At 73.9% G+C, this 24,164-nt stretch carries 20 protein-coding genes; 15 read left to right on the forward strand and 5 right to left on the reverse strand.

Features of this window, described 5'->3' with window-relative positions; genetic code table 11:
• Positions 1-9: 9 nt before the first annotated feature.
• A complete protein-coding gene (locus tag IF06_RS0101465) occupies positions 10-1,173 on the reverse strand; it encodes a nucleotide disphospho-sugar-binding domain-containing protein (protein ID WP_030268427.1) in 1,164 nt (387 codons plus the stop codon).
• Between the two features lie 157 nt (positions 1,174-1,330).
• Between IF06_RS0101465 and IF06_RS0101470 the strand changes: the two genes are divergently transcribed.
• Positions 1,331-2,542, forward strand: a complete 1,212-nt coding sequence (locus IF06_RS0101470) for a cytochrome P450 (RefSeq protein ID WP_030268429.1) — start codon at positions 1,331-1,333, stop codon at positions 2,540-2,542.
• A gap of 7 nt (positions 2,543-2,549) precedes the next feature.
• Here the strand turns inward: IF06_RS0101470 and IF06_RS0101475 are convergent, their stop codons facing one another.
• On the reverse strand, positions 2,550-3,413 hold the full coding sequence (locus IF06_RS0101475) for a TauD/TfdA dioxygenase family protein (protein WP_013286867.1): 864 nt from the start codon (positions 3,411-3,413) through the stop codon (positions 2,550-2,552).
• Positions 3,414-3,574: 161 nt separating this feature from the next.
• Between IF06_RS0101475 and IF06_RS0101480 the strand changes: the two genes are divergently transcribed.
• The 6 genes from IF06_RS0101480 to IF06_RS0101505 all read left to right on the forward strand — a co-directional run bounded on the left by IF06_RS0101480 (position 3,575) and on the right by IF06_RS0101505 (position 10,896).
• Positions 3,575-4,600: a methyltransferase gene (locus tag IF06_RS0101480; RefSeq protein ID WP_030268431.1), complete on the forward strand. Its 1,026-nt coding sequence runs from the start codon at positions 3,575-3,577 to the stop codon at positions 4,598-4,600.
• A gap of 252 nt (positions 4,601-4,852) precedes the next feature.
• Positions 4,853-5,872, forward strand: coding sequence for a polyprenyl synthetase family protein (locus tag IF06_RS0101485; RefSeq protein ID WP_013286865.1), 1,020 nt, complete (start codon positions 4,853-4,855; stop codon positions 5,870-5,872).
• Positions 5,869-6,903 carry a UbiA family prenyltransferase gene (locus IF06_RS0101490; RefSeq protein WP_030268433.1) on the forward strand — a complete coding sequence of 345 codons (1,035 nt, stop codon included), beginning with the start codon at positions 5,869-5,871 and terminating at the stop codon, positions 6,901-6,903. Before IF06_RS0101485 ends, IF06_RS0101490 begins: the two co-directional genes overlap by 4 nt.
• Complete coding sequence (locus tag IF06_RS0101495; RefSeq protein ID WP_030268435.1) at positions 6,900-8,600, forward strand: prenyltransferase/squalene oxidase repeat-containing protein; 1,701 nt, start codon at positions 6,900-6,902, stop codon at positions 8,598-8,600. Before IF06_RS0101490 ends, IF06_RS0101495 begins: the two co-directional genes overlap by 4 nt.
• Positions 8,597-9,871, forward strand: coding sequence for an FAD-dependent oxidoreductase (locus tag IF06_RS0101500; RefSeq protein WP_030268437.1), 1,275 nt, complete (start codon positions 8,597-8,599; stop codon positions 9,869-9,871). Before IF06_RS0101495 ends, IF06_RS0101500 begins: the two co-directional genes overlap by 4 nt.
• Positions 9,871-10,896 carry an aminotransferase class I/II-fold pyridoxal phosphate-dependent enzyme gene (locus tag IF06_RS0101505; RefSeq protein ID WP_232236584.1) on the forward strand — a complete coding sequence of 342 codons (1,026 nt, stop codon included), beginning with the start codon at positions 9,871-9,873 and terminating at the stop codon, positions 10,894-10,896. The genes IF06_RS0101500 and IF06_RS0101505 overlap by 1 nt, the downstream gene beginning before the upstream one ends.
• Here IF06_RS0101505 and IF06_RS31915 read toward each other — a convergent pair.
• A complete protein-coding gene (locus tag IF06_RS31915; protein ID WP_232236585.1) occupies positions 10,801-11,769 on the reverse strand; it encodes a 2-hydroxy-acid oxidase in 969 nt (322 codons plus the stop codon). The two genes, IF06_RS0101505 and IF06_RS31915, sit on opposite strands and share 96 nt — an antisense overlap.
• Positions 11,770-11,774: 5 nt before the next feature.
• Entirely contained in the window at positions 11,775-12,713 is a 939-nt protein-coding gene (locus tag IF06_RS0101515) for a 3-oxoacyl-[acyl-carrier-protein] synthase III C-terminal domain-containing protein (protein WP_030268443.1), read from the reverse strand.
• A 71-nt stretch (positions 12,714-12,784) separates the two neighbouring features.
• On the opposite strand from IF06_RS0101515, the gene IF06_RS0101520 reads away from it, so the two are divergent.
• From IF06_RS0101520 to IF06_RS0101540, 5 genes are all read left to right on the forward strand, one after another.
• The gene (locus IF06_RS0101520) at positions 12,785-13,945 is read left to right on the forward strand and encodes a glycosyltransferase (protein ID WP_030268445.1); all 1,161 of its coding nucleotides are present in this window, start codon (positions 12,785-12,787) and stop codon (positions 13,943-13,945) included.
• 85 nt (positions 13,946-14,030) lie between these two features.
• Complete coding sequence (locus IF06_RS0101525; RefSeq protein ID WP_013286857.1) at positions 14,031-15,008, forward strand: daunorubicin resistance protein DrrA family ABC transporter ATP-binding protein; 978 nt, start codon at positions 14,031-14,033, stop codon at positions 15,006-15,008.
• Positions 15,009-15,031: 23 nt separating this feature from the next.
• Positions 15,032-15,796, forward strand: a complete 765-nt coding sequence (locus IF06_RS0101530) for an ABC transporter permease (protein WP_013476421.1) — start codon at positions 15,032-15,034, stop codon at positions 15,794-15,796.
• A gap of 116 nt (positions 15,797-15,912) precedes the next feature.
• Positions 15,913-17,565 (forward strand): class I adenylate-forming enzyme family protein, encoded by a 1,653-nt coding sequence (locus tag IF06_RS0101535; protein ID WP_013476422.1) that lies wholly within the window; start codon positions 15,913-15,915, stop codon positions 17,563-17,565.
• A gap of 44 nt (positions 17,566-17,609) precedes the next feature.
• The gene (locus IF06_RS0101540; RefSeq protein ID WP_030268449.1) at positions 17,610-18,089 is read left to right on the forward strand and encodes a hypothetical protein; all 480 of its coding nucleotides are present in this window, start codon (positions 17,610-17,612) and stop codon (positions 18,087-18,089) included.
• Positions 18,090-18,120: 31 nt separating this feature from the next.
• On the opposite strand, the gene IF06_RS0101545 is transcribed toward IF06_RS0101540, so the two are convergent.
• Positions 18,121-19,704, reverse strand: a complete 1,584-nt coding sequence (locus tag IF06_RS0101545; RefSeq protein ID WP_030268451.1) for a ricin-type beta-trefoil lectin domain protein — start codon at positions 19,702-19,704, stop codon at positions 18,121-18,123.
• Between the two features lie 525 nt (positions 19,705-20,229).
• On the opposite strand from IF06_RS0101545, the gene IF06_RS0101550 reads away from it, so the two are divergent.
• From IF06_RS0101550 to katG, 3 genes are all read left to right on the forward strand, one after another.
• Positions 20,230-21,231 carry a glycoside hydrolase family 11 protein gene (locus IF06_RS0101550; RefSeq protein WP_013286852.1) on the forward strand — a complete coding sequence of 334 codons (1,002 nt, stop codon included), beginning with the start codon at positions 20,230-20,232 and terminating at the stop codon, positions 21,229-21,231.
• A gap of 140 nt (positions 21,232-21,371) precedes the next feature.
• Complete coding sequence (locus tag IF06_RS0101555) at positions 21,372-21,800, forward strand: Fur family transcriptional regulator (RefSeq protein ID WP_013286851.1); 429 nt, start codon at positions 21,372-21,374, stop codon at positions 21,798-21,800.
• 23 nt (positions 21,801-21,823) lie between these two features.
• Positions 21,824-24,100 carry a catalase/peroxidase HPI gene (gene katG / locus IF06_RS0101560; RefSeq protein WP_030268453.1) on the forward strand — a complete coding sequence of 759 codons (2,277 nt, stop codon included), beginning with the start codon at positions 21,824-21,826 and terminating at the stop codon, positions 24,098-24,100.
• Positions 24,101-24,164: the final 64 nt, after the last annotated feature.

Genomic DNA, 24,164 nt, shown 5'->3' on the forward strand with positions numbered 1-24,164 from the left:
TGCGACTCCTCAGATCGGGCCGCCCCGGGCCAGGGCGGCAAGCGCCGGCACCAGATCCGCGGGGGCGGGCATGGCGTGGACCCGGTCACGCATCGACGTCGCGGCCCGTCGCCGGGGCCCGTCACCGACCAGCTCGCCGACGAGTTCCCGGACCGCGTCGGCGGTGGCCTGCTCACCCGTCAGCGAGGTGCCGGCGCCGGTGGCGGCCAGCCGTTCCGCGTTGAAGTGCTGGTCACTGACCTGCGGCAGGACGAGCTGCGGCACGCCGTAGGCGAGCGCGGTCATGGTGGTGCCGGCCCCGCCCTGCTGCACGAGCGCGGCGCAGGTCGGCAGCACCAGCCGTACGGCCAGCGGCCCGTCGACCAGGCGGACCCGGGCCGGCAGCGGGCCCAGCCCCTCGTGCTGACGCGGTTCGACCACCACGACGACCTCCACGTCGAGCTCGGCCACCGCCCGGATCACCCCGCCCAGGTCGAACCTGTCGTGCAACCCGGCGGCGGCCATCATGGTGCCCGCCGTGACGCACACCCGGGGCCGGCCCGCCGGGCGGCGCAGCCAGTCCGGCACCACGGCCGGACCGTTGTACGGCACGAACCGCACCGGACGGCCGGGGCGCGCCGTCGGCACCTGCATGGGCGGCGGCACCGGGTCGAGCGTCAGGACGCCGTCCAGCGGCACGTCGGCGGCGCGCAACCCGAACCGGGCGGCCAGCGGCCCGACCACCTGATCCGGGTCCATGCGCAGTGTGGTCGAGGAGTCCGGCCCCCACAGGTTCAGCACGCCCGGCACGCCCAGCGCGGCGGCGGCCACCGGCGCGGCCAGGTTGAACGGCTCCCAGAGGACCAGGTCCGGCCGCCAGGACCGGCCGAAGGAGACCAGGTCGTCGAGGACGGCGTCGGCGAACCGGACCACCCCGCCGTCGGCGGTGATCGCCGGCACGACCGCGCCGGCCGGCGCGGAACCGGCGAGCGGGGCCACCGTGCCGATCCGGCCGGCGAACGCCTCGGCGAAGTCGACGTCCGCGCCCAGCGGTACGGCGGCGAGCCCGGCCGCGCTGATCGTGGCGGCCAGCGACGGGTGACTCGCCACCCGCACCTCGTGACCGGCGGCCTGCAACGCCCAGCCGAGCGGGACCAGGCTGTAGAAATGCGACCGCCAGCCCCACGTCGACATCAGAATTCGCAGCGGCGCAGTCAAATCCCACCAATCCGCGCGGCGAAACGGCAGCCCTGGAGAACCGATGCTAGGGGATCGGCACCGGTACGCGGAAGGCCGCGGACGCATGCGACGGATATTGACGCCGGACTAACCGATGCTGGACTCTTAGCCGATGTCGGACGTGGACCGCGATCAGCTGCCCGGTGGCCCGGTGACAGTCAATTCCGGGCCGCGTTCCTATCCGTTCGAACCGTTCACCGGTGACCTTCCCGCCGAGCTGCTGGAGATGGTCGTCGCCGAGCCGGTCAGCCGGGTGCGGCTGCCCGACGGGCGGGCGGCCTGGCTGGTGCTCGGCTACGAGGACTGCTGCACCGTCCTGGCCGATCCCCGCTTCTCCCGGCTGCCGCTGGGCGCGACGGCGACACCGGACGGCGGCGGTCCCCGTGAGTTGAACATGGACGGTCCGGCGCACGCCGTGGTGCGGCGGGTGGCCGGCCGCGCGTTCACCGCCCGGCGCATCGGGACGTTCCGGCCCCGGGTGCAGCGGCTGGTGGACGAGCTGGTCGACGCCATGCTGGCCGGTCCGCGCCCGGCCGACGTGGTGGCCGGACTGGTGGCGCCGCTGCCGGTGCTCGTGGTGTGCGACGTGCTCGGCGTCCCGGCCGCCGACCGGCCCCGGTTCTACGCCTGGATCGAGGGGCTGAACTCGGTCACCGCGTACGGCTCGGCCGCCGCCGCGACCGCGCAGGCCGAGCTGCGGGACTACCTGGCCGGGCAGCTGGCGCGCAAGCGGGCCGAGCCCGGCGACGACCTGCTCTCGGCCTGGGTCCGCGGCGGCGGCGCGCACGAGCTGGTCGACGCCGAACTGGTCGAGCTGGCCATGGGGGTGCTGCTCGGCGGCCTGGAGATCAATTCGACGAGCGCGGGCCTGCGCGCGTTGTTCCAGCACCCGGAGCAGCTGGCGAAGCTGCGCGCCGCGCCGGGCAAGCTCGCCGCGGCCACCGACGAGATCCTGCGCTACACGTCGGTGAGCGCCATGTTCCGGGTGCAGGTGGTCCGCGAGGACCTGGTCCTCGGCGGGGTCGGGATGAGGGCCGGCGACTGCGTGATGGCGATCCCGTGGGCCGGCAACCGCGACCCCCGGTTCTTCCCCGAGCCGAACGTCTTCGACATCGACCGCCGGCCCGGTGTGCCGCATCTGACCTTCGGCTTCGGGCCGCACTTCTGCCTCGGCACGGCGCTGGGCCGGATGCAGGTGGAGCTGTCGCTCGGGGCGCTGCTGACCCGGATGCCGGCGCTGTCCCCGGCCGTGCCGCTGGCGGAGATCCCGTGGCGGCACGACCGGATGAACGGCGGCATCGCCTCCTTCCCGGTCACCTGGTGACCGGCGGTCAGTAGCTCTCCACCGCGTTGACCCGGCCCGGCCAGTAGCGTTCGCCGGGTGCCGGGACGTAGTGCTCCCACCGGGGCTCGTTCCCGGTCGGGTGGTCGCCGAGCACGGTGATCCGCTGCCCGCGCCGCAGCCCGTCGTAGTCGTTCACGGCGTAGTGCTGGGTGACCCGGTTGTCCCACACCGCGACGTCCCCGGTCCGCCACCGGTAGCGGCAGGTGAACTGGGGACTCTCGGAGAAGGTGAACAGGTGCTCCAGCAGCGCGTCGCTCTCGTTGCGGGTCAGCTGCGGGATGTGCGAGGTGAACAGCCGGTTGACGTACAGCGAGCGGCGCCCGGTCTCCGGGTGCACCCGGACCACCGGGTGTTCGGCGCGGCTGGTGAACTCGGTGCCGATCCGGATGACGTGGATGGCGGTCAGCCCGTCGAGCAGGTCCCGCATCGGCGCGGAGAGCGCCTCGTAGACCCGGTACTGGTTGGTCCACATGGTGTCGCCGCCGACCTCGGGCAACTGGATCAGGTGCAGGATCGAGGCGATCGGCGGGCTCTGGTGGAACGTCATGTCGGTGTGCCAGACGTCGACCTTGCCGCCGTCGGCGGAGTCGATGACGACGATCTCCGGGTGCCCGTCCAGCCGGGGCAGGTACGGGTGCAGCTCCACCTCGCCGAAGCGGCGGCCGAACGCGACGTGCGCCTGCGGCGTCAGCCCGGTCTGACCGGCGAGGAAGACCACCTGGTGCTTGAGCAGCAGGTCGTGGATCAGCGCGAAGCCCTCGTCGGTGAGCGTGTTCAGGTCGATGCCGTGGACCTCGGCGCCCAGCGCGCCGGAGACGAGCCGGACCTCGGCCGCGATGGATGTGGTCATCGATGATCCCTCCGGTCTGCGCGCCTCGGCTGGTCCGCGAATTGTTCCACGTCCATGAATGTCCTCACCAGCCGTCGTCGTTGACTCACCCGCCGTACGCCTGGAAGCATGCGCACCGGCGGGGGCGGCGGTGCCGGCCCGCGACGCGGGAGGAGGCGCCGGTGTCGATCGATGCCCAGATCGAGGGTGACGCGGGGGAGCGGCTCGACCGGCTCACCGACCTGGCCACCCCGTTCGCGGTCCGCACGGCGGTGACGCTGCGCGTGCCGGACCGGATCGCCGCGGGCGTCACCGGTCTGGGTGAGCTGGCCGGCGCCTGCGGCGCGGACGCCGCCGCGCTGGGCCGCCTGCTGCGCTACCTCGTGCACCGGGGCGTGTTCGTCGAGGTGTCGCCGGACGTGTTCGGCCTCACCGACGTCGGCGAGCTGCTCTGCGACCGCGACGGCGGCGGCCACGGCGCCTACCTGGACCTCGGCGGGCTCGGCGCGCGGATGGACCTGGCCTGGACCGGCCTGCCGCACGCGATCCGCACCGGCGGGCCCGGCTACCGGGAGGTGCACGGGCGCGACTTCTGGGCCGACCTCGACGCCCACCCGGACCACCGGGCCTACTTCGACGCGCTGATGCTCAGCCAGCAGCGGTTCACCGCCCCGGAGGTCGCGGCGCTCTACCCCTGGCACGAGGCGAAGCACGTGGTCGACGTGGCCGGGGGTGCGGGCGGGCTGTTGCGGGAGGTGCTGGGCGCCCATCCGCACCTGCGGGGCACGCTCGTCGACCGCGACGAGCCGGTGGCCACCGCCGCCGCGACGTTCGCCGCATGCGGCCTCGCCGACCGGGCCGAGACCGTGGTGGGGGACTTCTTCGCCCCGCTGCCGCCCGGCGCCGACGTGTACGTGGTCTCCCGCGCGCTCACCGACTGGAGCGACGCCCACGCCACCGCGATCCTGCGGCGCTGCGCCGAGGCGGCCGGGACCACCGGCAGGGTGCTCGTCATCGAGGTGCTGCCGACGGAGCCGCACGTGCCGCACCTGTCCCCGTACGACCTGCGGATGCTGGTCCTCGTCGGCGGCCGGGAGCGCGGGTTGCCCGAGTTCGCCGCGCTCGCCGCCGCCGCGGGCCTGGCGCCCCGGCGCACCTACCACGGCACCGACGGGCTGACGCTCATGGAGTTCGCCGCCGGCGCCTGAGCGGGCCCGGGGGAGCCGAACCTGTCCGGTGCCGTCCCGTGCGCCCGAACATTGACGTATATGCATCGAGATGGCGGCCGTGGGTCAAACGGCGGATTTCTCTGCGCATCGGTCAATGTGCTGAAGAATGCTGTCGCGACATTTGCGGCCACCCATGTCCATGCGCGTTTATCAATGGTTGTTCCGGGGAGGACCTACCGGTAACGTCTCGCGTGGCGACTAGCCGATCCCTGGCGAAAGGGTCGACGCGTCATGACGGTTGCTGGCTCCACGCGATATCCGCCCTTCATCGACGACCTGGCCCGCAGCGAATCGGGGCGGCTGCTGCGCGCCGAACTCGGCCGGCGGTGGCCGGAGACGCCCGACCAGCTCGACGCGATCGTGCGCTACGCGCTGCTGCCGGCGGGCAAGATGCTCCGCCCGATGATGACGCTGCACGCCGCCGAGGCGGTGGGCGGATCACCACGGGACGTCCTCGCCGCCGCGCTCGGCACCGAATACCTGCACGTCGCGACGCTCGTGCACGACGACATCATCGACGCCGACACGCTGCGCCGCGGCCGCCCGGCGGTCCCGGTCGCGTACGGCATCCCCGGCGCCATCGTGGCCGGGGACCACCTCATCTTCCACGCCTTCCAGGCGATGGTGGAGAGCGGCCGGGCGGTCCCCGCGGCGTCGGTCGTCGCCGCCGTCACCGCGCTCGCCGAGGCCGGCCAGGACCTGTGCCGGGGCCAGGCGCTGGAGGCGCGGCTCGTCGGCGACCTGGACGCGGGCGCCCGCTGGTACCCGGAGATGATCCGGCTCAAGACCGGCTCGCTGTTCCGCGCCGTGTGCCACATCGGCGCGCTGCTCGGCGGCGCCGACCCGCTGGTGGCCTCCGGGCTGGCCCGCTACGGCGAGCACGTCGGCACCGCGTTCCAGATCCGCGACGACCTGCTGTCCTACCTGTCCACCCCGGAGCAGACCGGCAAGCCCGCGACGAGCGACCTCAACAACGGCCGCCCCACGCTGCCGTTGCTGCTGGCCTACGACGCGATCAGCGACGCCGCACGGGTGGAACTGCTGGCGGTGCTGCACCGCCGTGGCGCCGGTCCCGGCGACGTCGAGTGGGTCACCGCCCTGCTCCGCGAGGTGGGCGCTGTCGACGGCGCCCGGCGGCTGATGGTGGAGCACGCCGAGCGGGCCCGCGCCGAGCTGGCAGCGCTCACCCCGTCCGCGAGCGCGGACGTGCTCACCGGCATCGCGGCCTGGATGACGAGCGAGATGGCGTGAGCACGGCCGGCGCCGTGCGAGCACTGCGGGCCCACGTGGAGACCTGGCGGCCCTACACCCTCTGGTACGTCGGGCTCGTCGGCCTGGCCGGCGCCGCAGTGGCCGGTGGCCACGATCCGTGGCTGCTGCTGTCGGCCTGGGCCGCGCCCACCGCCGGCTGGCTGGGTGGCCACTATCTCGGCGACTACTTCGACCGCGACCTCGACGCCGGCAGTAAGCCGCACCGGCCGATCCCGTCCAGCCGGCTGCGCGCGGGCACGGCACTGTGGTGCGGCAGCGCCTGCTTCGCCGCACTCGGGGTCCTGGCCGTACTCGGCGGATGGGGCACCACAGTGGCGGCGCTGCTGGCCGCGTGCGGCATCATTGCGTACAGCAGGTGGTTCAAGGCCCGGGGGATCGCCGGCAACCTGGTCCGCGGCGCGCTCGGCGCGGTCGCGCTCGGCTACGGCGCGCTCGCCGCCGGCCTCGCGCCGGACCGGGACTGGGCGGTGCCGGTGCTGCTCGCGCTCGCCGTCGCGTTCTGGTCGCACGACGCCATGTCCAACCTGGTCGGCGCGCTGCGCGACATCGACGGCGACCGTGCCGGCGGCTACCGCACGCTGCCGGTGGGGCGGGGCGTGCCGGCGGCCGTACGGACAGTGGTGGCGCTCTACGCCGTCACGATCGGCGCCGCCGTGACCGCCGGGCTGCTGGCCGAGCCGGGCACACGGATGGCGTACCTGGCGACTGTGCTCGTCGTCCTGGTCACCGGCGTCGCCGCGCTGGCTCCGCTGGTGGCGCGCCGCGACGGGATGCCCGTCCTGGTGGCGCTGCGCGCCCACTCGGTCCTGGTCGTCGAGCGGGTCGTGCTGGCCTCGGCGGCGGTCGGGCTCGGCCTCGGCGTCGCCGTGCAGCTCGCGCTCGCGCTGCCGATGGTGCTGCTGACCTGGCTGGCGCAGCGCGGCATGCGCGTCCGGCACGAACTCGGCCCGCCGGTCGCGGGCCTGACCCTCGCCACCCACAGTCGACTGCCTCTGGAGGACGCGCCATGACCGCTGTGACCGCCGAGGCCGTCGGGAAGGCCCTCACCGCTGGTGCCGAGGCGCTGTTCCGGCGCCGCCGCCCCGACGGCGCCTTCGGCGACGACCCACCCGCCTCGGTGCTCGGCACCGCTGGGGCTGTCGCCGCGTTGCACGCCGCCGACCCGTCCGGCTGCGCCGACCTGGTCGACGCCGGAACCGCCTGGCTGCGCCGCGCGCAGCACGACGACGGCGGCTGGGGTGGCGTCGTGGGCGCCGGCACCGCCGTCGTACCCACCGCCGTGGCGGTCGCCGCGCTGGCGCTGAGCGCACCGGCTGACAGCGCCGACGCGATTGCGGCGGGCCGCGCCCGGCTGGCCGCGCTCGGCGGCGTCGACACCATCACCGATCCGGCGATCTCGCTGCTGTGCCGGCAACTGCTCACCATGGCCGGGATGACAGCCGAGGCCGGCCCGCTGCGCCGGCTGCCGCTGGAGATCGTCCTGTTCGACCGGGTACGCCGGCAGCGCCTGTCGTTCCGTACCGCGCCGTTCGTCGGGCTGGCCCTGATGCAGGCCGACATGCTGCCCGCGGGCCGGCTGCGCCGGGCCACGCTGCGCCGCGCCCGTCCGGCGGCGGTACGGCTGCTGCGGTCCATCCACGACCACGAGGGCCGCACCGGAGCGCTCAGCGAGGACCCGTGGCCGGCCGCGCTCGTCCTGCTCGGTCTGGCCCGCAGCGGCGAGGCGCCCGACATCGCCCGCGCCGTCGTCGGCTGGCTGCGCCGGGCGGTACGCCCCGACGGATCCTGGGACGCGGTCAGCAACCTGGACCTCACCCGGTCCGGGTACGCGGCGACCGGGCTGATCGCGGCCGGCTACGCCGACGATCCCCGGCTGCACGCCACCCGGGAGTTCCTCCACGCCGCCCGCAAGACGGAGGCGTTCGAGGTGCTGGACGTGCCGCCGGGCGGGTGGAGCTACTCGAACGCCCGGGGCTGGCCGGTCACGCTGGAGTCGGCCGAGATCCTCTCCGCGCTCGCCGGACTCCCCGGTGCCGGCACCGACCCGGTGCTGCGCCAGGGACTGGCGTGGCTCGTCGGCCGCCAGGACAGCCGCGGCTCGTGGAGCCTGTGGGTCCGCGACACCCGGCTCGCCAACGACGGACCCTGCCCGGCCATCACCAGTCAGGCGATCCTCGCGCTGCACGACGCCGGGTATCCGGACGACCATCCGGCGATCGCCCGCGCGGCGGCCTGGCTGCTCACCCGGGCCGCGCCCGCCGGCACGTTCGAGAACCTCTGGTACCGCGACCACACCTCCGGCACCGCGGTGGTGGTCGCCGCGCTGTCCCGGGTCGGGCACGCCCGGCACGAGGTGGTGCGCCGCGCGGCCCGGTGGCTGCGCGACACCCGGCTGCCCGACGGCTCGTGGGGCCCGGGCGACGGCACCGGCGGCACTGTGGAGGAGACGTCCTGGGCGGTGCAGGGCCTGCTCGCGACCGGCGATCCGAACGCCGCCGACGCGGTGGACCGGGGCGTCGCCTGGCTGGTGGCCGCCGCCGGACCGGACGGCGCCTGGCCCGCCGCCCGGGTGTGCAACTACATCCGCCACCACATGCGGTACCCGAACGCGGTGATCACCCAGGCGCTCGCGCTGCGGACGCTCGGCGAGTACCGCCGGGCCGCCGCCACGCGGTCCGGCGCCGCACCGGGCGCGGTGGCCCGATGACCGCCGACGTGGTGGTGGCCGGCGCCGGCGCGGGCGGGCTGGCCTGCGCGCACGCGCTCGGCGCGCTCGGCCTGCGGGTGCTCGTGCTCGACCGGCAGCGCTCTCCCGCGTCGATCGCCAAGGGCGAGATCCTCCAGCCCGAGACGGTCCGCATCCTCGACTCCTGGGGCGCGCTGGACGCCCTGCGGGCCACCGGCGCGCGTCCGGTCGGGCGGCTGGCCATCCGCGACGCGTGCGGCGAGCCGCTGCTCTGCCTGGACTACGCGGGCCTGCCCGGGGCGTACCGGCAGATCCTCTGCGCCGACTACGGCGACCTGCGCGCGGTGCTGACCGACCGGCTGCCGGCCGGCGTGGAGGTCCGGTGGGGCGTGCGGGTGACAGGCGTCCGGCGCGATCACGACGGGCGGATCGACGGCGTCCGGGTCGTCGCGGGCGGCGCCGAGCGGGACATCGCGGCGCCGCTGGTGGTCGCGGCCGACGGCATGTCCTCGCCGCTGCGCCGCGCGGCGGGGATCGGCGTGGAGCGCCGGGAGTACCCGCACGGCCTGGTCGCCTTCGACGTGGGCGGCGCCGAGGTGGCCGACGAGGTGTCCGCCTACCGCACCGCCCGGGGACTCTGCCTGGTCTACCCGCTGCCGGGCGGGCGGTGCCGCCTCTACGTGCAGGTCACACCGGACGAGTTCCGGGGCCGCGTGGACCTGGACGCGTGGTGCGGACGGCTGCTCGCCGACGTCCCGGCGATCAGCCCGCTGGAACCGGCCGTGCGCGCGAGCCTGCACCGGCGCCAGTTGCTCGCGGTCTACCGGCTGCGCAGCGCGCGCCTGGCCGCACCGGGGCTCGCGCTCGCCGGTGAGGCCGCCCACGCGGTGCACCCGATGGCCGCGCAGGGCGTCAACAGCTCCCTCGGTGACGCCGAGACGCTCGCCGCCTGCCTGGCCGCCGAGGGCGGCGCGCCGGAACCGGCCGCCGTGGACCGGGCGCTGCGGGCCTTCGAGGCGGCCCGGCGGCCCCGGCTCGACCACGTCGCCACCGTCAGCCACAACGCCTCCCGCATGATCACCGCCGTGTCCGGGCTGCCGAAGCTGCTCGGCGCGCGGATGATGCGCCGTACCGCCGCCAACCCCCGGCTGCTCGGGCTCACCGCCGGCAACCTCTCCGGCACCGACGTGCGGCCGCTGTCAGCCGTCGACCGGCTCTACCAACTGGGGCTGCTGGCCGACCGGCACGCGCACACCCCGTCCCCACCGGTCCCGTCGGAAAGTGAGCGATGATGACGCCTGCCACGGCCGTCGGGACGCAACCCCCGGCCGACCTGTCCATGAACGAGACGCCCTACCCGCCGCTGCCGGGGATCCGGCGGGTGGTCGAGGGCGCCGCCGCGACGCTCCAGCGCTATCCGGACCGCACGTCGTCGGCGCTCGTCGCGGCGCTGTCGGCGCGGCTCGGCGTGGGCCCCGAGGCGATCCTCGTCGGCCCCGGCTCGGCCGGACTGTGCCAGCACCTCGTGCAGTCCCTCGGACCACGCCCGGACGTCGTCCACCCCGCCCTGTCGTTCGAGGGCTACCCGCTGATCATCGGCAACGCCGGCGCCCGCGCCGTGCCGGTCCCGATGGACGTGTACGACCACGACCTTCCGGCCATGGCGGACGCGGTCACCGACCGGACCCGGTGCGTGCTGCTGTGCAACCCCAACAACCCGACCGGTACGGCGCTGCGCCGCGACGACGTCGAGGCGTTCCTGGAACGGATCCCGGCCGACGTGCCGGTGATCGTGGACGAGGCGTACCGCGAGTTCGTCACCGACCCGCGCTCGCCGGACGGGATGGACCTGTACCGCGCGTACGACAACGTCTGCGTGCTGCGCACGTTCTCCAAGGCGTACGGGCTCGCCGCGCTGCGCGTCGGGTACGCCGTGGTGCCGCCCCGGCTCACCCGGGCCGCCGCGCTCACCGGGGCGGTGTTCTTCCCCTCCGCGCTCGCCCAGGCGGCGGCGGTGGCGAGCCTGACGCCGGAGGTGGGTGCCGAACTGACCCGGCGGTGCACCGACCTGGTGGCGGCGCGTACCGGCCTGATCGGCGCGCTGCGCGGCCTCGGGCTCACCGTGGCGCCCAGCGAGGCCAACTTCGTGTGGCTGCCGCTGGGGGAGCGGGCCGTGCCGTTCGCCGAGCGGGCCCGGGAGGCGGGCATCCTGGTGATGGCGCTACCAGGCGCCGGGGTCCGGATCACCGTCGGCGCCCCGGAGGCGAACGAGCGGCTGTGCGCGTTCGTCCGCGCCGCGCTCGCCGACGGGCTCTGACCGGTCCGCCGGCTCCAGCGCGGCCACGCTCAGGTAGCCCAGGCCGGGCTCGTAGTCGGCCACCACCACCGGCCGGGGCCGCGCCGCGTCCCCGGCGAGACGGTCCAGCAGCGCCCACCAGACCCCGGTGGACGGCTGCCTCGGTGGACCGGTGGTCACCGCGCCGCCGCCGGGGCCGGGCCACACGGCCGCGAGGTCGGCGCCGAGCACGACCGCGACATCGGTACGCCCGGCCGTCAGCTCGCGCACCTCGGCCGCCGCGAGCGCCGCGACGTCGCCGGGGCCGACGTCGGCGCGCTGGCGCAGCCCTGTCACCCGCGCCCCGCCGCTCCGGGCGGTGTCGTCGGCGGCGGTGCCGTAGAGCATGGCCACGGCCCGGTGGCGCGCCGGTACGGGCACCGCCGTGTCGTACGGCAGGACCGCCTGCTCGACGGTGAGCAGCAGGGCACGGCGGCACCCGTACTCGCGGGCGATCCGCAGCCCGGTGAAAGCCGCCGCCGAACCCTGGTCGCAGAGCGCGAACGACATCGGCGTGCCCGGGCACACGTGACTGAGGTACGCCGCGGTGGCCCGCCCGGGCAGCACGTCGTGCACGGCGAACGCCAGCACCAGCAGGTCCACCGGCTCGTCCGGGGGCACGAGCGCCGGGATCAGCTCGGCGGCCATCTCCCCGTACGACTGGCCCAGCGCCTCCGACGGCGCGTCGAACAGACCGTTCGGCACTTGCAGTCCGTACGGCCGGGTCAGGTCCGCCAGGTAGCCGGCGCTGCGCTCGCGCAGCACGGGATCGCCGAGCAGCGCGGCGGGGCCGGTGACCGTGTGCCGCGCGGCCCGCAGCAGGCGCAGCCCGTCGTCCAAGGTGGCCTCCCGCACGCCGGTCAGTGCTCGAACACCATGGCGGCGAACGTCGCGCCGTCCCCGGCGCCCACCGCCGCGACCAGGTAGCTGTCACCCGGCCGGAGCAGGTCGCGCTCCTGGGCGGTGCGGTAGTTCACGAACGCGTCGGCGCAGAACACGTGCCCGGTCTCGGTCACGTTGTCCAGCAGCACCCGGTCCAGCGGCAGCCCGATCAGCCGGCACAGCCGCTTCCAGGTCATCAGGTTGACGTTGTGCGGCAGCACCAGCCGCAGCTCGGACAGCGCCGTCCCGGCCCGGTCCAGCGCGCGGCCGATCACCTCGGCCAGCGCCGGCCGGTACGCCCGCTGGAACCGTGCCGGGGACTCGCCGCCGGCCACGTCGAACTCGCCCCGCTGGTGGCAGGCGTACGCGAGGAGCCGGTCCCGGCCGCCTCCGGCGCTGAGCAGGCAGGCCGAGGAGCCCTCGCTGAACACCGACGTCTCGGGGATGAACTGGGCGTCGCGGGTGAACGCCTTCTCCCCGGTGAGCACCAGCGCGAGCGGCGGGCCGTCGGGCGTGTCCGGTTCGGACGCGAGCAGCCGCCCGGCCACGTCGATCGCGGCCAGCGCGCTGGCGCAGGACTGCTGGGTGAGCGTGAACGCGAGTGCGTGGCCCAGCCCGAGCGTGCGGCACACCTCGTGCAGCGGGTTGACCGGATAGGGGGTGACCACCGGGAACGCCCGCCCGTACACCACGAACCGCACGCGCTGCCGTAGCGCGGGAAGCGCGGTGAGGCCGGCCGCCGCGTGCAGCAGCAGGTCGGTCAGGGACAGCCCGGGGTCGCGACGGACCTCGGTCAGGCCGTGGAAGCGGCGGAACAGGCGGACCTGCATGTCGGTCAGGCCCAGCGGCGCGGCCAGGCTCTCGACCGGCACCCGGCGCTGCGGCAGGAACACCGAGACGGCGTCGATCGCCGTCATACGCGTACCGTCACGCCACGGATCAGATCAGTGACGCCGATGGATGTCAACGCGCGTGCGATCATATCGACGTGGCTCGCTTCCTCTTCGTCGTGCTGCCGGTGGAGTCCCATCTGCACGCCCCGGTCGCCATCGCCCAGCAACTGGAGGCGGCCGGGCACGAGGTGGCCTGGGTCGGGCCGCGCAGCGACCTGCGTCCGCTGGTCGGCCCGGACGCCACGCTGTTCCCGACCGGCAAGCGCTACTACCGCCCCGACGGCGCGTCCGGGCCGGACTCCGTGCGCAGCCTCTGGGAGGGGCACGTGCTGCCCGCCAACCGGTTCATCCGCGACGCCGCCGACTCGGCGGTCGAGCGGTACCGGCCGGACGTGGTGGTGGCCGACCAGTACGCGCTGGCCGGCGCGCTCGCCGCGCACCGGCGCGGGCTGCCGTGGGCGACGTTCTGCGTCGGCATGCTGGAGCTGACGCCGCCGACCGGGGAGATGCCCGAGTTCACCGACTGGGTTGACGCCCAGGTCCGCCGGGTGTGGGCGATGACCGACGTACCGGTGGACGAGACGATCGACCTGCGCTTCTCGCCGTACCTCGTGATCGGGCTGACCACCACGGCGCTGACCGGCCCGGCGCCGCTGCCGCCGGGCTGCGTGCTCACCGGGCCGGCGCTGGGACGGCGGCCGAACGCGCCCGCGTTCGCCTGGGACGCGTGGGATCCCGGCCGCCGGCACGTGCTGGTCACGGTCGGGACGATGGCCGAGCACCTCGCAGCCGACTTCTACCGGCGGATGACGGCGGCGACCGCGCCGCTCGCCGACCGGGTCCAGGTGATCCTCACCGCCGCCCCCGGCCTGGTGCCCGACCCGCCGCCGCACGTGCTGGTCGCGCCCCGGGTGCCGGTGCTGGAGCTGATGCCCCGGCTGGACGCGCTGGTGTCCCACGGTGGCCTGGGCACCGTCTCCGAGGCGCTGGCACACGGCGTGCCGGTGGTGGTCGCGCCGATCCGGCACGACCACCCGGCGGTGGCGCGTCAGGTGCGCCGGGCCGGCGCCGGCCTGGAGGTCTCCTTCGGATCGGCGACCCCGGCGGAGCTGACCGCCGCCCTGATCGCGGTGCTCGACGAGCCCGCGTACCGGGCGGGCGCGCGCCGGGTGGGGGAGTCGTTCGCAACGGCCGGCGGCGCCCGCGCGGCGGCGACGCACCTCGCCGCGTTGGCACGGACGGCTCCCGACGCCTGACGCATCGACCGTTGTCCAACAGTCGGGGCCGAACTAGCCTGACCTGACGCACCCGCGCAGGCGTCGTGCCGCACGAGGAGGCTCGATGATCGAGGCCACCGGCCTACGCAAGTCCTTCCGGGTCGGGCGCGGGCGCGGCGCCACCACCGTCGACGCGGTACGCGGCGTCGACTTCGCGGTACGCCGAGGCGAGATCGTCGGGTTCCTCGGCCCGAACGGCGCCGGTAAGTCCACCACGCTGCGGATGCTCGCGACGCTGATCCGGCCCAGCGGGGGAGCGGCCACCATCGCCGGTGTCGATCTGCTGCGCGCGCCCGCGCAGGTCCGACGGCGGATCGGCTTCGTGGCGCAGGCCAGCGGCACCTACGACGACTCCACCGCCCGGCGGGACCTGGTGCTCCAGGCCCGGATGCACGGCCTGTCCAAGTCGGTGGCGCAGGAACTGGCAGCCGGGGCGATCCGCGCGTTCCAGCTCGACGACTTCGCCGACCGCAAGATCAAGACGTACTCGGGCGGGCAGCGCCGCCGCCTCGACGTCGCGCTCGGCGTCATCCACTCGCCGCAGGTCATGTTCCTGGACGAGCCCACCGCCGGGCTCGACCCGCCCAGCCGGGTCCGGATGTGGCAGGAGGTACGGCGGCTGCGCGAGGAGGGCATGACCATCTTCCTCACCACGCACTACCTGGACGAGGCCGACAGCCTCTGCGACCGGGTCTCGATCATCGACGCCGGGCGGATCGTGGCCGAGGGCACCCCGTCGGCGCTCAAACGGGAGATCTCCGGTGACGTGGTCGCGATCGACTTCGCCGCCGCCGATGTTGCGGGCGAGACCGGCGGCGACCTGCCGGCAGCGACGAAGCTGCTGGCCGAGGCGCCGTACGTGCACGCGGCCGAGCCGGTCGACGGCACGCTGCGGCTCTACGTGGACAGTGCCGCCACCGCCATCCCGCAGATCATGCGGGCGCTCTACGACAGGGGCATCGAGCCCGGCGCGATCGAGGCCCGCCGGCCCAGCCTCGACGACGTGTTCCTGGCCAAGACCGGCCGGTCGCTCGCCGAGTGACCGGACGCCGAGAGGAGTACGGCGTGAAACTCGTCCGCGACACCTGGCTGATCTTCCAGCAGGAGGCCGGCCTGATGGTGCGCAACCCGGTGATGGTCGCGTTCAGCCTGGCCCAGCCGATCACCTACCTGATCCTCTTCGCGCCGTTCCTCAAGGTGGTGATGGTCGACCGGGGCGCCGCGTCCTACGCCGACGCGTACCGGATCTACGTGCCCGGCCTGTTCGTGGCGATGGGCCTGTTCGGTGGCCTGTTCGCCGGTTACGGGCTGCTCAGCGCGCTGCGCGCGGGCATCATCGACAGGTGCCGGGTGACGCCGGTGAGCCGGACCGGCCTGCTGCTGGGCCGGGCGCTGATGCACGTGTGCCTCAACGTGGTGCAGGCCGTCGTGGTCACGCTCGTGGCGCTGCCGTTCGGCCTGCGGGTGCACCTGGCGAACCTGCTGGTGTCGTACGCGCTGCTGTCGGTGATGGTGCTGCTCAGCACCTCGATCTCGTACGACATCGCGTTGCTGGTGCGCAACGAGAACAGCCTCGGCGTGCTGGTGAACACCGTCGGGCAGCCGGTGTCGCTGCTCGCCGGCGTGCTCATCCCGCTCGTGCTGGCGCCGATGTGGATCCAGCGGGTCGCGGTCTGGAACCCGTTCGCCTGGGCCACCGACGGCATGCGCGCGCTGTTCGCCGGCCAGATCACCCAGACCGTGGTGTGGCAGGGCGCGCTGATCATGTCCGGGCTGGCCGCCGCCAGTCTGTTCTGGTCGTCGCACCTGTTCAACCGCGAGGTCTCCTGACCGTCCGTACATCGACCATTGTCTCAGCGTGGCGGGCGCTCTAGCCTGATCGTGTCCCCGCTCGGCGGCCGGTACGGGGCGCGGCCGTGACGCGTGTCAGCTGAGGAGGCCACTCGTTGGGTGCCGACAACTTCCGGGCGACGCTGGCGGCCGACATGGAGCTGGGCGCGGGCAACGTGCTGCTCCGGCTGGCCGAGCACGGCGCCGACATGGACATGCCGCGGGTGACGTTCGACGCCGACGTCGACGGCATCCCCGCCTGGACGCCGCTGTCGCTGGCCACGCTCACCGACCGGGTCGCGGCCCGGGCCGCCTGGTTCCGGGCGCGCGGCGTCCGCCGGGCCGACCCGATCGCGGTGTACGTGACCTCCGCGCCCGACGTGTTCCTCAACTTCCTGGCGCTGACCTGGCTCGGCGCGATCCCGGCGCTGATGAACGGCAACATGCCGGTCCCGCTGGCGGCCGAGTTCATCAGGCGGCTGCGCGGGGCCGGTGTGGTGGTCGACGCCGACCACGCCGCGCTGGCCGGGCACGACCTCGGCGTGGAGATCCTCGGCGACGCGGCGCAGACCGGCACCGGCGACCCGGCGCAGGCACCGCCGCACCACCGGCACCACCCCGAGGAACCGGTCGTCATCACCCACTCCTCGGGCACCACCCGGGTACCTGCGGCGATCGTCCACTCGCACCACGGCCTGTTCGCCGCGATCCGCGCGGTCCGCCTCACCGAGTCCCGGCCGTACGGTGAGGTGCGGGAGATGTCCGCGCTGCCGGCCGCGCACGCCGCCGGCATCATCACGCTCAACCAGGCGCTCTGCAACGGCTACCAGCTGCTGTGCCTGTCCGCGCAGGGCGGCCCGTTCGAGCGCAGCGCGGAGACGATCCTGGACGCGATCGAGCGGTGGCGTCCCACCGGCGTCTTCGGCTTCGCGGTGACCTGGTCGGAGCTGGCCCGGGTCGACCTGACCACCCGCGACCTCAGCTCGGTGCGCAACTGGTTCAACACCGGTGACTGCGCGCACGAGGCGCACGTCCGCCGGCTGGTCGCCGTCGGCAGCCACCCCGCGTACACCCGCGACGGCATGGTCGACGTCCCCGGCTCCAAGTTCGTCGACATGCTCGGCTCCACCGAGATGGGGCACGGCGCGTTCCGGATCACCCACCGGCTGGGCAGCGACCGCTACGACCGCTGCGTCGGCAGGCCGTACCCGTTCGCCGAGATCGCGCTGCTCGACGTGGACACCGGCGAGGAGGTCCCGCCGGGGCAGGTGGGGCACGTCGGCCTGAAGTCGCCGACGCTGGCGCTCGGCTACTGGAACGACTCGGTCACCACGTACCGGACGCGGCTGGGCGGCTACTACCTGACCGGTGACCTGATGTACCGCGACGCGGCCGGCGACTACCACCACGTCGACCGGGCCAGCGACGCGGTCGACCTGGGCGGCGGCACCTGGCTGTACACCGCGCTGTCCGAGGAGCGCATCCTCCGGCACTGCCCGGACGTCCGCGACTGCACCGTCCTCGCGGCGGCGGGGGAGGACGGCACGACTGTGACCGACGTGCTGCTCCTGCTCACCGCCGACGCCGATCCGGCAGCCGACCGTACCGGCCGGGTCCGGGCCGCGCTGGGGCCGGCGGTGGCCGCGACGTTGCGCCGGGTGGTGACGGTCCCCGACGACGACGTGGTCATGGGGCCGACCGGGAAGGTGCGCAAGTTCCTGATGCGACAGCGGCTGCTGGCCGACGCCGGAGCGCCCGGAGCGGGCTGACCGGCGGGGATCGACGGTTGGCACGGCCGTGCCAGAATCCAGCCGTGTCCTACCTCCCCTCGCAGCCGTACCCGCCGATGCCCGGCGGCGTCAGCCCGCTGATCGCCTACCCGCACCCGATCACCCCGCCGCCCGGCTGCGGCGTGCTCGTCGTCTCGGTGAACCGCGGGCCGTACCTGATCCCCGTGCCGGCGACCAGCCGCTTCAAGATCGACCGTCAGGTGGTCGCCATCCCCGGCGAGGGGACATGGCACGTCGCGGTGCCGGCCGGCGCGCACGACATCCGGTACACCGACTTCATGGGTGTCCCGATCGTCACCACGACGCTCGCGGTGCAGCCGGGGGCCGCGCACCACCTCGCGTTCCGCTTCGGCGGGTGGCGCAACCGGGTGTACGACGGCTACGGCACCGACGTCACCCGGTTCGGCATGTGGTCCAACTACACCGTCATGCTGGTCCTGCTGGCCGTCGTCGGCGTGGCCTGCTGCGGGGTGCTCGGGCTGGCCGTGGGCTCGAATCCCTGATCCGGTCCGGCCGGCCGGACCGGCCGCGCGGCTAGCGCAGCGACCAGGTCTGCTTCACGTTGAACACGCAGGTCCAGGCGTTCAGCGGTGCGCCCGCGGCGTGCCCGTCGACGTCCAGGCAGCGGTCGGTGGCCCGGTTGAACAGCGACCGCCGGCCCTGGCTCTCGATCCACTCCCACTTCTGCGCCGGGTTGCCGCTGCACCACGCCGTCTGCACCGGTACGCCGTCGCGCTTCTCGCCCCAGGCCACGTCCAGGCAGAGGCCGCCCTCGACCCGGACGCTGCCGTCGGACGCGAACGTCCACCACTGGGAGCGCTCCTCCCGGCAGGCCCGCAGCACGACGCGTACGCCGTCCCCGCTGCCGCCGCTGGCGCACAGGCCGGTCTCCTTGCCGACGAGTTGCTTCGCGCCGGCCGGGCGGACCGGTGCGGCCGGCTTCTCCGGCTCGTTCGACGTGCCCGCTGCCGGCGACGACGTGGACGGGCGCGCGGCCGACGAGGCCGGCGGCTTCGGCGTCCGGGTGCCGGGCGACGGCGTGCCGGAAGTCACCGGCGTGCCCCGCAGCCGGCCGTCGAGGGCGTAGAAGTCGGTGAACTCCCGGACCGTGCGCAGGAACTCCTGCGTCCTGGCGTCGAAGTCGCCGCCGGTGTGGCGCACGGCGTCGGTCCCGTCGCGGTACGCCGCCAGCGCCAGCAGGTCCGGGTCGCCGTCGAGCGCGGCCAGTTCGCGCCGCAGCGCGCAGAGCGTGGCGCCGGCCGCCGGTACCGCTGCCTGCGGATCCCACGGCGAGGCGCCGGACGGGCCGTACGCACGCCACAGCTCGGGCCGGAACTGGGCGATGCCCTTGCGGCCGCCGTCGCCGAGCAGGTTCGGGTCGAACCCGGAGGAGGCCATCAGCTGCGCGGCGACAGCGGCCGGCGGCACCTGCGGGCACACCGAGCCGGCCCGCACCACCAGGCGGACGTACGCGGCGGGGACCGCCTTGGGCTGCCGGCGTTCGCTCTCGCGGTTCGCCGGGCCGGTCTCGGCGAAACCGTCCTGCCGGCCGTAGTAGGCGGCGTACCGGCTTGCCTCGTCGACGTACGGGACCGCCGTCGAGGGCACCCCCTCGGCGGCGCGTACCTCCTCGAACCCGGTGTGGAACGCGGCGAGCGACAGCCGCCACGGGTCGCCGGGGACGGCAGCCGCGCGAACCTGCCCGGCCAGGTCGCACATGTGGTGGGCGAGCGCGAGGATGTTGGCGGCGCTGTCGGTGCGCTGCGCGTCCGGCCACGGCGCCCAGGTCCGCCACCGCTCGTCGTCCAGCCCGGCCAGGCCCCGGCCGCCGGACGCGGTCCGCTCGGCCCGCGCGTCCAGACCCGACTCGGCCATCAGCTGCCCGGCCAGCCGCGCCGGGGTCAGCGCGGGGCAGGACCGGGCCGCGGTGCGGATCGCGGTCAGGTGCTCGGCGGAGACGGTCCGGGCGGCCGGCTCGTCGTCGCGGGCGGCGGCGACGCTCCCGCTGAGGGCGGCGACCACCAGGCTCAGCGCCGCCAGCCCGGCGGCGCCGGCGGCGACCACGCCGCGCGGGATCCGGCGCGGCCGCGGGCGCGCGCCGGGGGCATCGGGTGTCACAGGGCGGTCCTTCCGGTGATGACGTACGCCGGACGGGTGCGCGACGTCCTCGGTTCACCCGGCCGGAATCGGGTCCGACTCCGGTCCGGCCGTCATTGAACCGACCGACCGACGAGCCGTCAAATGTGGACTGTCCGGCCCGGCCCCGACCGCTCGCGCGCGCCGAGCAGCCGGGGCAGTGTTGATCCGGAACAGGGCCGAAAAGTTTCGGAATCAAGTCGCCTTCAATGGCGGTCGGGCGCCCTTAGTCGACATGTCGATGCTGATCCGAGGCCCTTTCCGGCAGCCGTAACGGCCGTTCAGGGCCGGACGGCGGTTACCACAACATTTCCGGAACTCGTTGACAGGATGAACCGGGCCTCCAATACTGTGGCCATCGGCGTATCTCGATTGACGTCGATGTCCGACCACCACCCGTGGCGCGGCTGTCGCCCCGGTCCCGCCGTCCGCGGGCGGGCGAGCACCCGCGGCTCGCGCCACCGGAAGCTGGCCGCCCGCCAGCCGTCACAGGGAGGAAACCCGTCCATGAAAGACGCCCCCGTCCGTACGGGCATCCGCAGGCGCGGACGCCTCAGGATGGTCCTCGGCGGCGCCTGCGCCGTGGCGCTGATCGCCGCCGGGGCGACGGCCGTCGCGTCAGGTCCGGCCTACGCCGACACCACCGTCACGTCGAACTCCACCGGCACCAACAACGGCTACTTCTATTCCTTCTGGAAGGACAGTGGCAACGTCTCCATGACCATGGGCAACGGTGGTCAGTACAGCACCCAGTGGAGCAACATCAACAACTTCGTCGCCGGCAAGGGCTGGAACCCGGGCGGCCGCCGCACGGTCAGCTACTCCGGCAGCTTCAACCCGTCCGGCAACGCGTACCTGACGCTCTACGGCTGGACGCGCAACCCGCTCGTCGAGTACTACATCGTGGACAGCTGGGGCAGCTGGCGCCCGCCGGGCAGCGGCTACATGGGCTCGGTGTCCTCCGACGGCGGCACGTACGACATCTACCGCACCCAGCGGGTCAACGCCCCCTCGATCGAGGGCACCCGGACGTTCTACCAGTACTGGAGCGTCCGCCAGTCGAAGCGCGTGGGCGGCACCATCACCTCCGGCAACCACTTCGACGCCTGGTCGCGCTACGGCATGAACCTCGGATCGCACGACTACCAGATCCTGGCCACCGAGGGCTACCAGAGCAGCGGCAACTCCAACATCACGATCGGCGGGACCGGCGGTGGCAACCCGACCACCCCGCCGCCGAACAACGGTGGCTGCACGGTCAGCGTGAGCCGGGCCGAGGAGTGGGGCGACCGGTTCAACGTGACCTTCTCGGTCAGCGGCACCAGCAACTGGGTGGTCAACATCCAGACCCAGGGCGGGCAGAGCCTGCAGAACAGCTGGAACGCCTCGATCAGCGGCACCAGCGGCACGCTCACCGCGCGCCCGAACGGCAACGGCAACAACTTCGGCATCACGCTCTACAAGAACGGCAACAGCAACACACCGACGGCGAGCTGTTCCGCCGCCTGAGCCCTTCTCCGGGGAGGGGGTGCCGCGTCGCGAGGCGCGCGGCACCCCCGTTTTCGTGCGCCCGGACCCTGCTGGTGTGACGGCCGACACACCTGGGCAAAAACTTGATTCATTCCAAAAGACCGGACTAAGGTCGTCGCATGACGGCCGACTTCGAGACGCAGCTCCGGGCGGTCTCGTTGCGGGTGACCCGGCCCCGCGTGGCGGTGCTGGCCGCGCTGCGTGACCACCCGCACGTCGACACCGACACGGTGATCGCCCTGGTCCGCGCCGAGCAGCCCACCGTGTCCCACCAGGCGGTCTACGATGTGCTCCGGGCACTCACCGACGCCGGGCTGATCCGGCGCATCCAGCCGGCCGGCGCCACGGCCCGCTACGAGTCGCGGGTGGGAGACAACCACCACCACGTCGTGTGCCGTTCCTGCGGCGCCATCGCCGACGTCGAGTGCGCCGTCGGCCGCGCCCCCTGTCTCACCGCCTCCGACGACCACGGCTTCGTGGTGGACGAGGCGGAGGTCGTCTACTGGGGCACCTGCCCCGGCTGCGCGGCCGACCGCACCGCCCAGTGATCCGCCAGTTCGGAAGGAAGCAGATGAGCGACACCCAGGACAACCGGCCCGTCAGCCCGCAGGGCGTGGACGCCAAGGAGGCGGCCGGCTGCCCGGTCGCGCACGACTCCGTGACCGCGCACGGCAGCGAGAGCGAGAACCCGGCGATCGACTCGCCGACCCCGAAGACCGGCGGTCGTCCGCGCAGCAACCGCGACTGGTGGCCCAACCAGCTCGACCTGTCGGTGCTGCACGCCCACTCGTCCAAGGGCAACCCGCTGGGCCCGGAGTTCAGCTACGCCAAGGAGTTCGCCAAGCTCGACGTCGAGGCGCTCAAGCGGGACATCACCGAGGTCCTCACCACCTCGCAGGACTGGTGGCCGGCCGACTTCGGCCACTACGGCGGCCTGATGATCCGGATGAGCTGGCACGCCGCGGGCACCTACCGCATCGAGGACGGCCGCGGTGGCGCCGGCGACGGCGGGCAGCGCTTCGCCCCGCTGAACAGCTGGCCGGACAACGCCAACCTGGACAAGGCCCGCCGGCTGCTCTGGCCGGTCAAGCAGAAGTACGGCCAGAAGATCTCCTGGGCCGACCTGCTGGTGCTCGCCGGCAACGTGTCCCTGGAGTCGATGGGCTTCAAGACCTTCGGCTTCGGCTTCGGCCGTGAGGACGTCTGGGAGCCGGAGGAGATCTTCTGGGGCCCCGAGGACACCTGGCTGGGCGACGAGCGCTACGCCTCCGAGAAGGACATGGTGGCCGGCGTCGGCGCGACCGAGATGGGTCTGATCTACGTCAACCCGGAGGGCCCGCGCGGCAACGCCGACCCGCTCGCCGCGGCGCACTTCATCCGCGAGACGTTCCGCCGGATGGCGATGAACGACGAGGAGACCGTCGCGCTGATCGCCGGCGGCCACACGTTCGGCAAGACCCACGGCGCCGGCCCCGCCGACCGGCACGTCGGCCCCGAGCCGGAGGCCGCGCCGCTGGAGGCGCAGGGCCTGGGCTGGCTGAGCACGTACGGCGAGGGCAAGGGCGGCGACACGATCACCAGCGGCCTCGAGGTCACCTGGACCGACAAGCCGACCCAGTGGAGCAACCGCTTCTTCGAGATCCTCTTCGGCTACGAGTGGGAGCTGACCACCAGCCCCGGTGGCGCCAAGCAGTGGGTGGCCAAGGACGCCGATGCGATCATCCCGGACGCCCACGACCCGTCGAAGAAGCACAAGCCGACCATGCTCACGACCGACCTGTCGCTGCGCGTGGACCCGGCGTACGAGAAGATCTCCCGCCGCTTCCTGGAGAACCCGGACGAGTTCGCGCTGGCGTTCGCCAAGGCCTGGTACAAGCTGCTGCACCGTGACATGGGCCCGGTCAGCCGCTTCCTCGGCCCGTGGGTGCCCGAGGCCCAGCTCTGGCAGGACCCGGTGCCGGCCGCCGCGCACGACCTGGTGAACGACGCCGACGTCGCCGCGCTCAAGGCGAAGGTGCTGGAGTCCGGCCTCACCACCGCCCAGCTCGTCTCCACCGCCTGGGCCTCGGCCGCGAGCTACCGCTCCACCGACAAGCGTGGTGGCGCCAACGGCGCGCGGATCCGGCTGGAGCCGCAGCGCAACTGGGAGGTCAACCAGCCCGAGCAGCTCGCCACCGTGCTGGCCACCCTGGAGGGCATCCAGCAGGAGTTCAACGCCGCTGGCGGCGCCCAGATCTCGCTCGCTGACCTGATCGTGCTGGCCGGCTCGGCCGCTGTCGAGCAGGCGGCGCGCGACGCCGGCGTCGAGGTGACTGTGCCGTTCCACCCGGGTCGTACCGACGCCACTCAGGAGCAGACCGACGTCGAGTCGTTCCGGGTGATGGAGCCGCGCGCCGACGGGTTCCGCAACTACCTGCGGCCGGGCGAGAAGACCCAGCCGGAGGTGCTGCTCGTCGACCGCGCGTACATGCTGAACCTGACCGCGCCGGAGATGACCGTCCTGGTCGGCGGCCTGCGCGCGCTCGGCAACAACGTCGGCGGCGCCGCGCACGGCGTGCTCACCGACCGGCCCGGCGTGCTCACCAACGACTTCTTCGTCAACCTCCTCTCCCCGGGCACCCGGTGGAAGGCGGCGGAGTCCGAGGAGCACGTGTACGAGATCCGCGACCTGGCGACCGACCAGGTGAAGTGGACCGCCACCGCGGTCGACCTCATCTTCGGCTCCAACTCGCAGCTGCGGGCGCTCGCCGAGGTCTACGCCAGCGACGACGCGCGGGAGAAGTTCGTCCGCGACTTCGTCGCCGCCTGGACGAAGGTCATGGAGCTGGACCGCTTCGACCTGGCCTGATCCGTCACATCTGAGCGAGCCCCGGTCCGTCGCGACGCGACGGACCGGGGCTCGTCCGTGTCCG

This window comes from Micromonospora globosa (assembly GCF_000717585.1).
GTDB lineage: Bacteria > Actinomycetota > Actinomycetes > Mycobacteriales > Micromonosporaceae > Micromonospora > Micromonospora aurantiaca.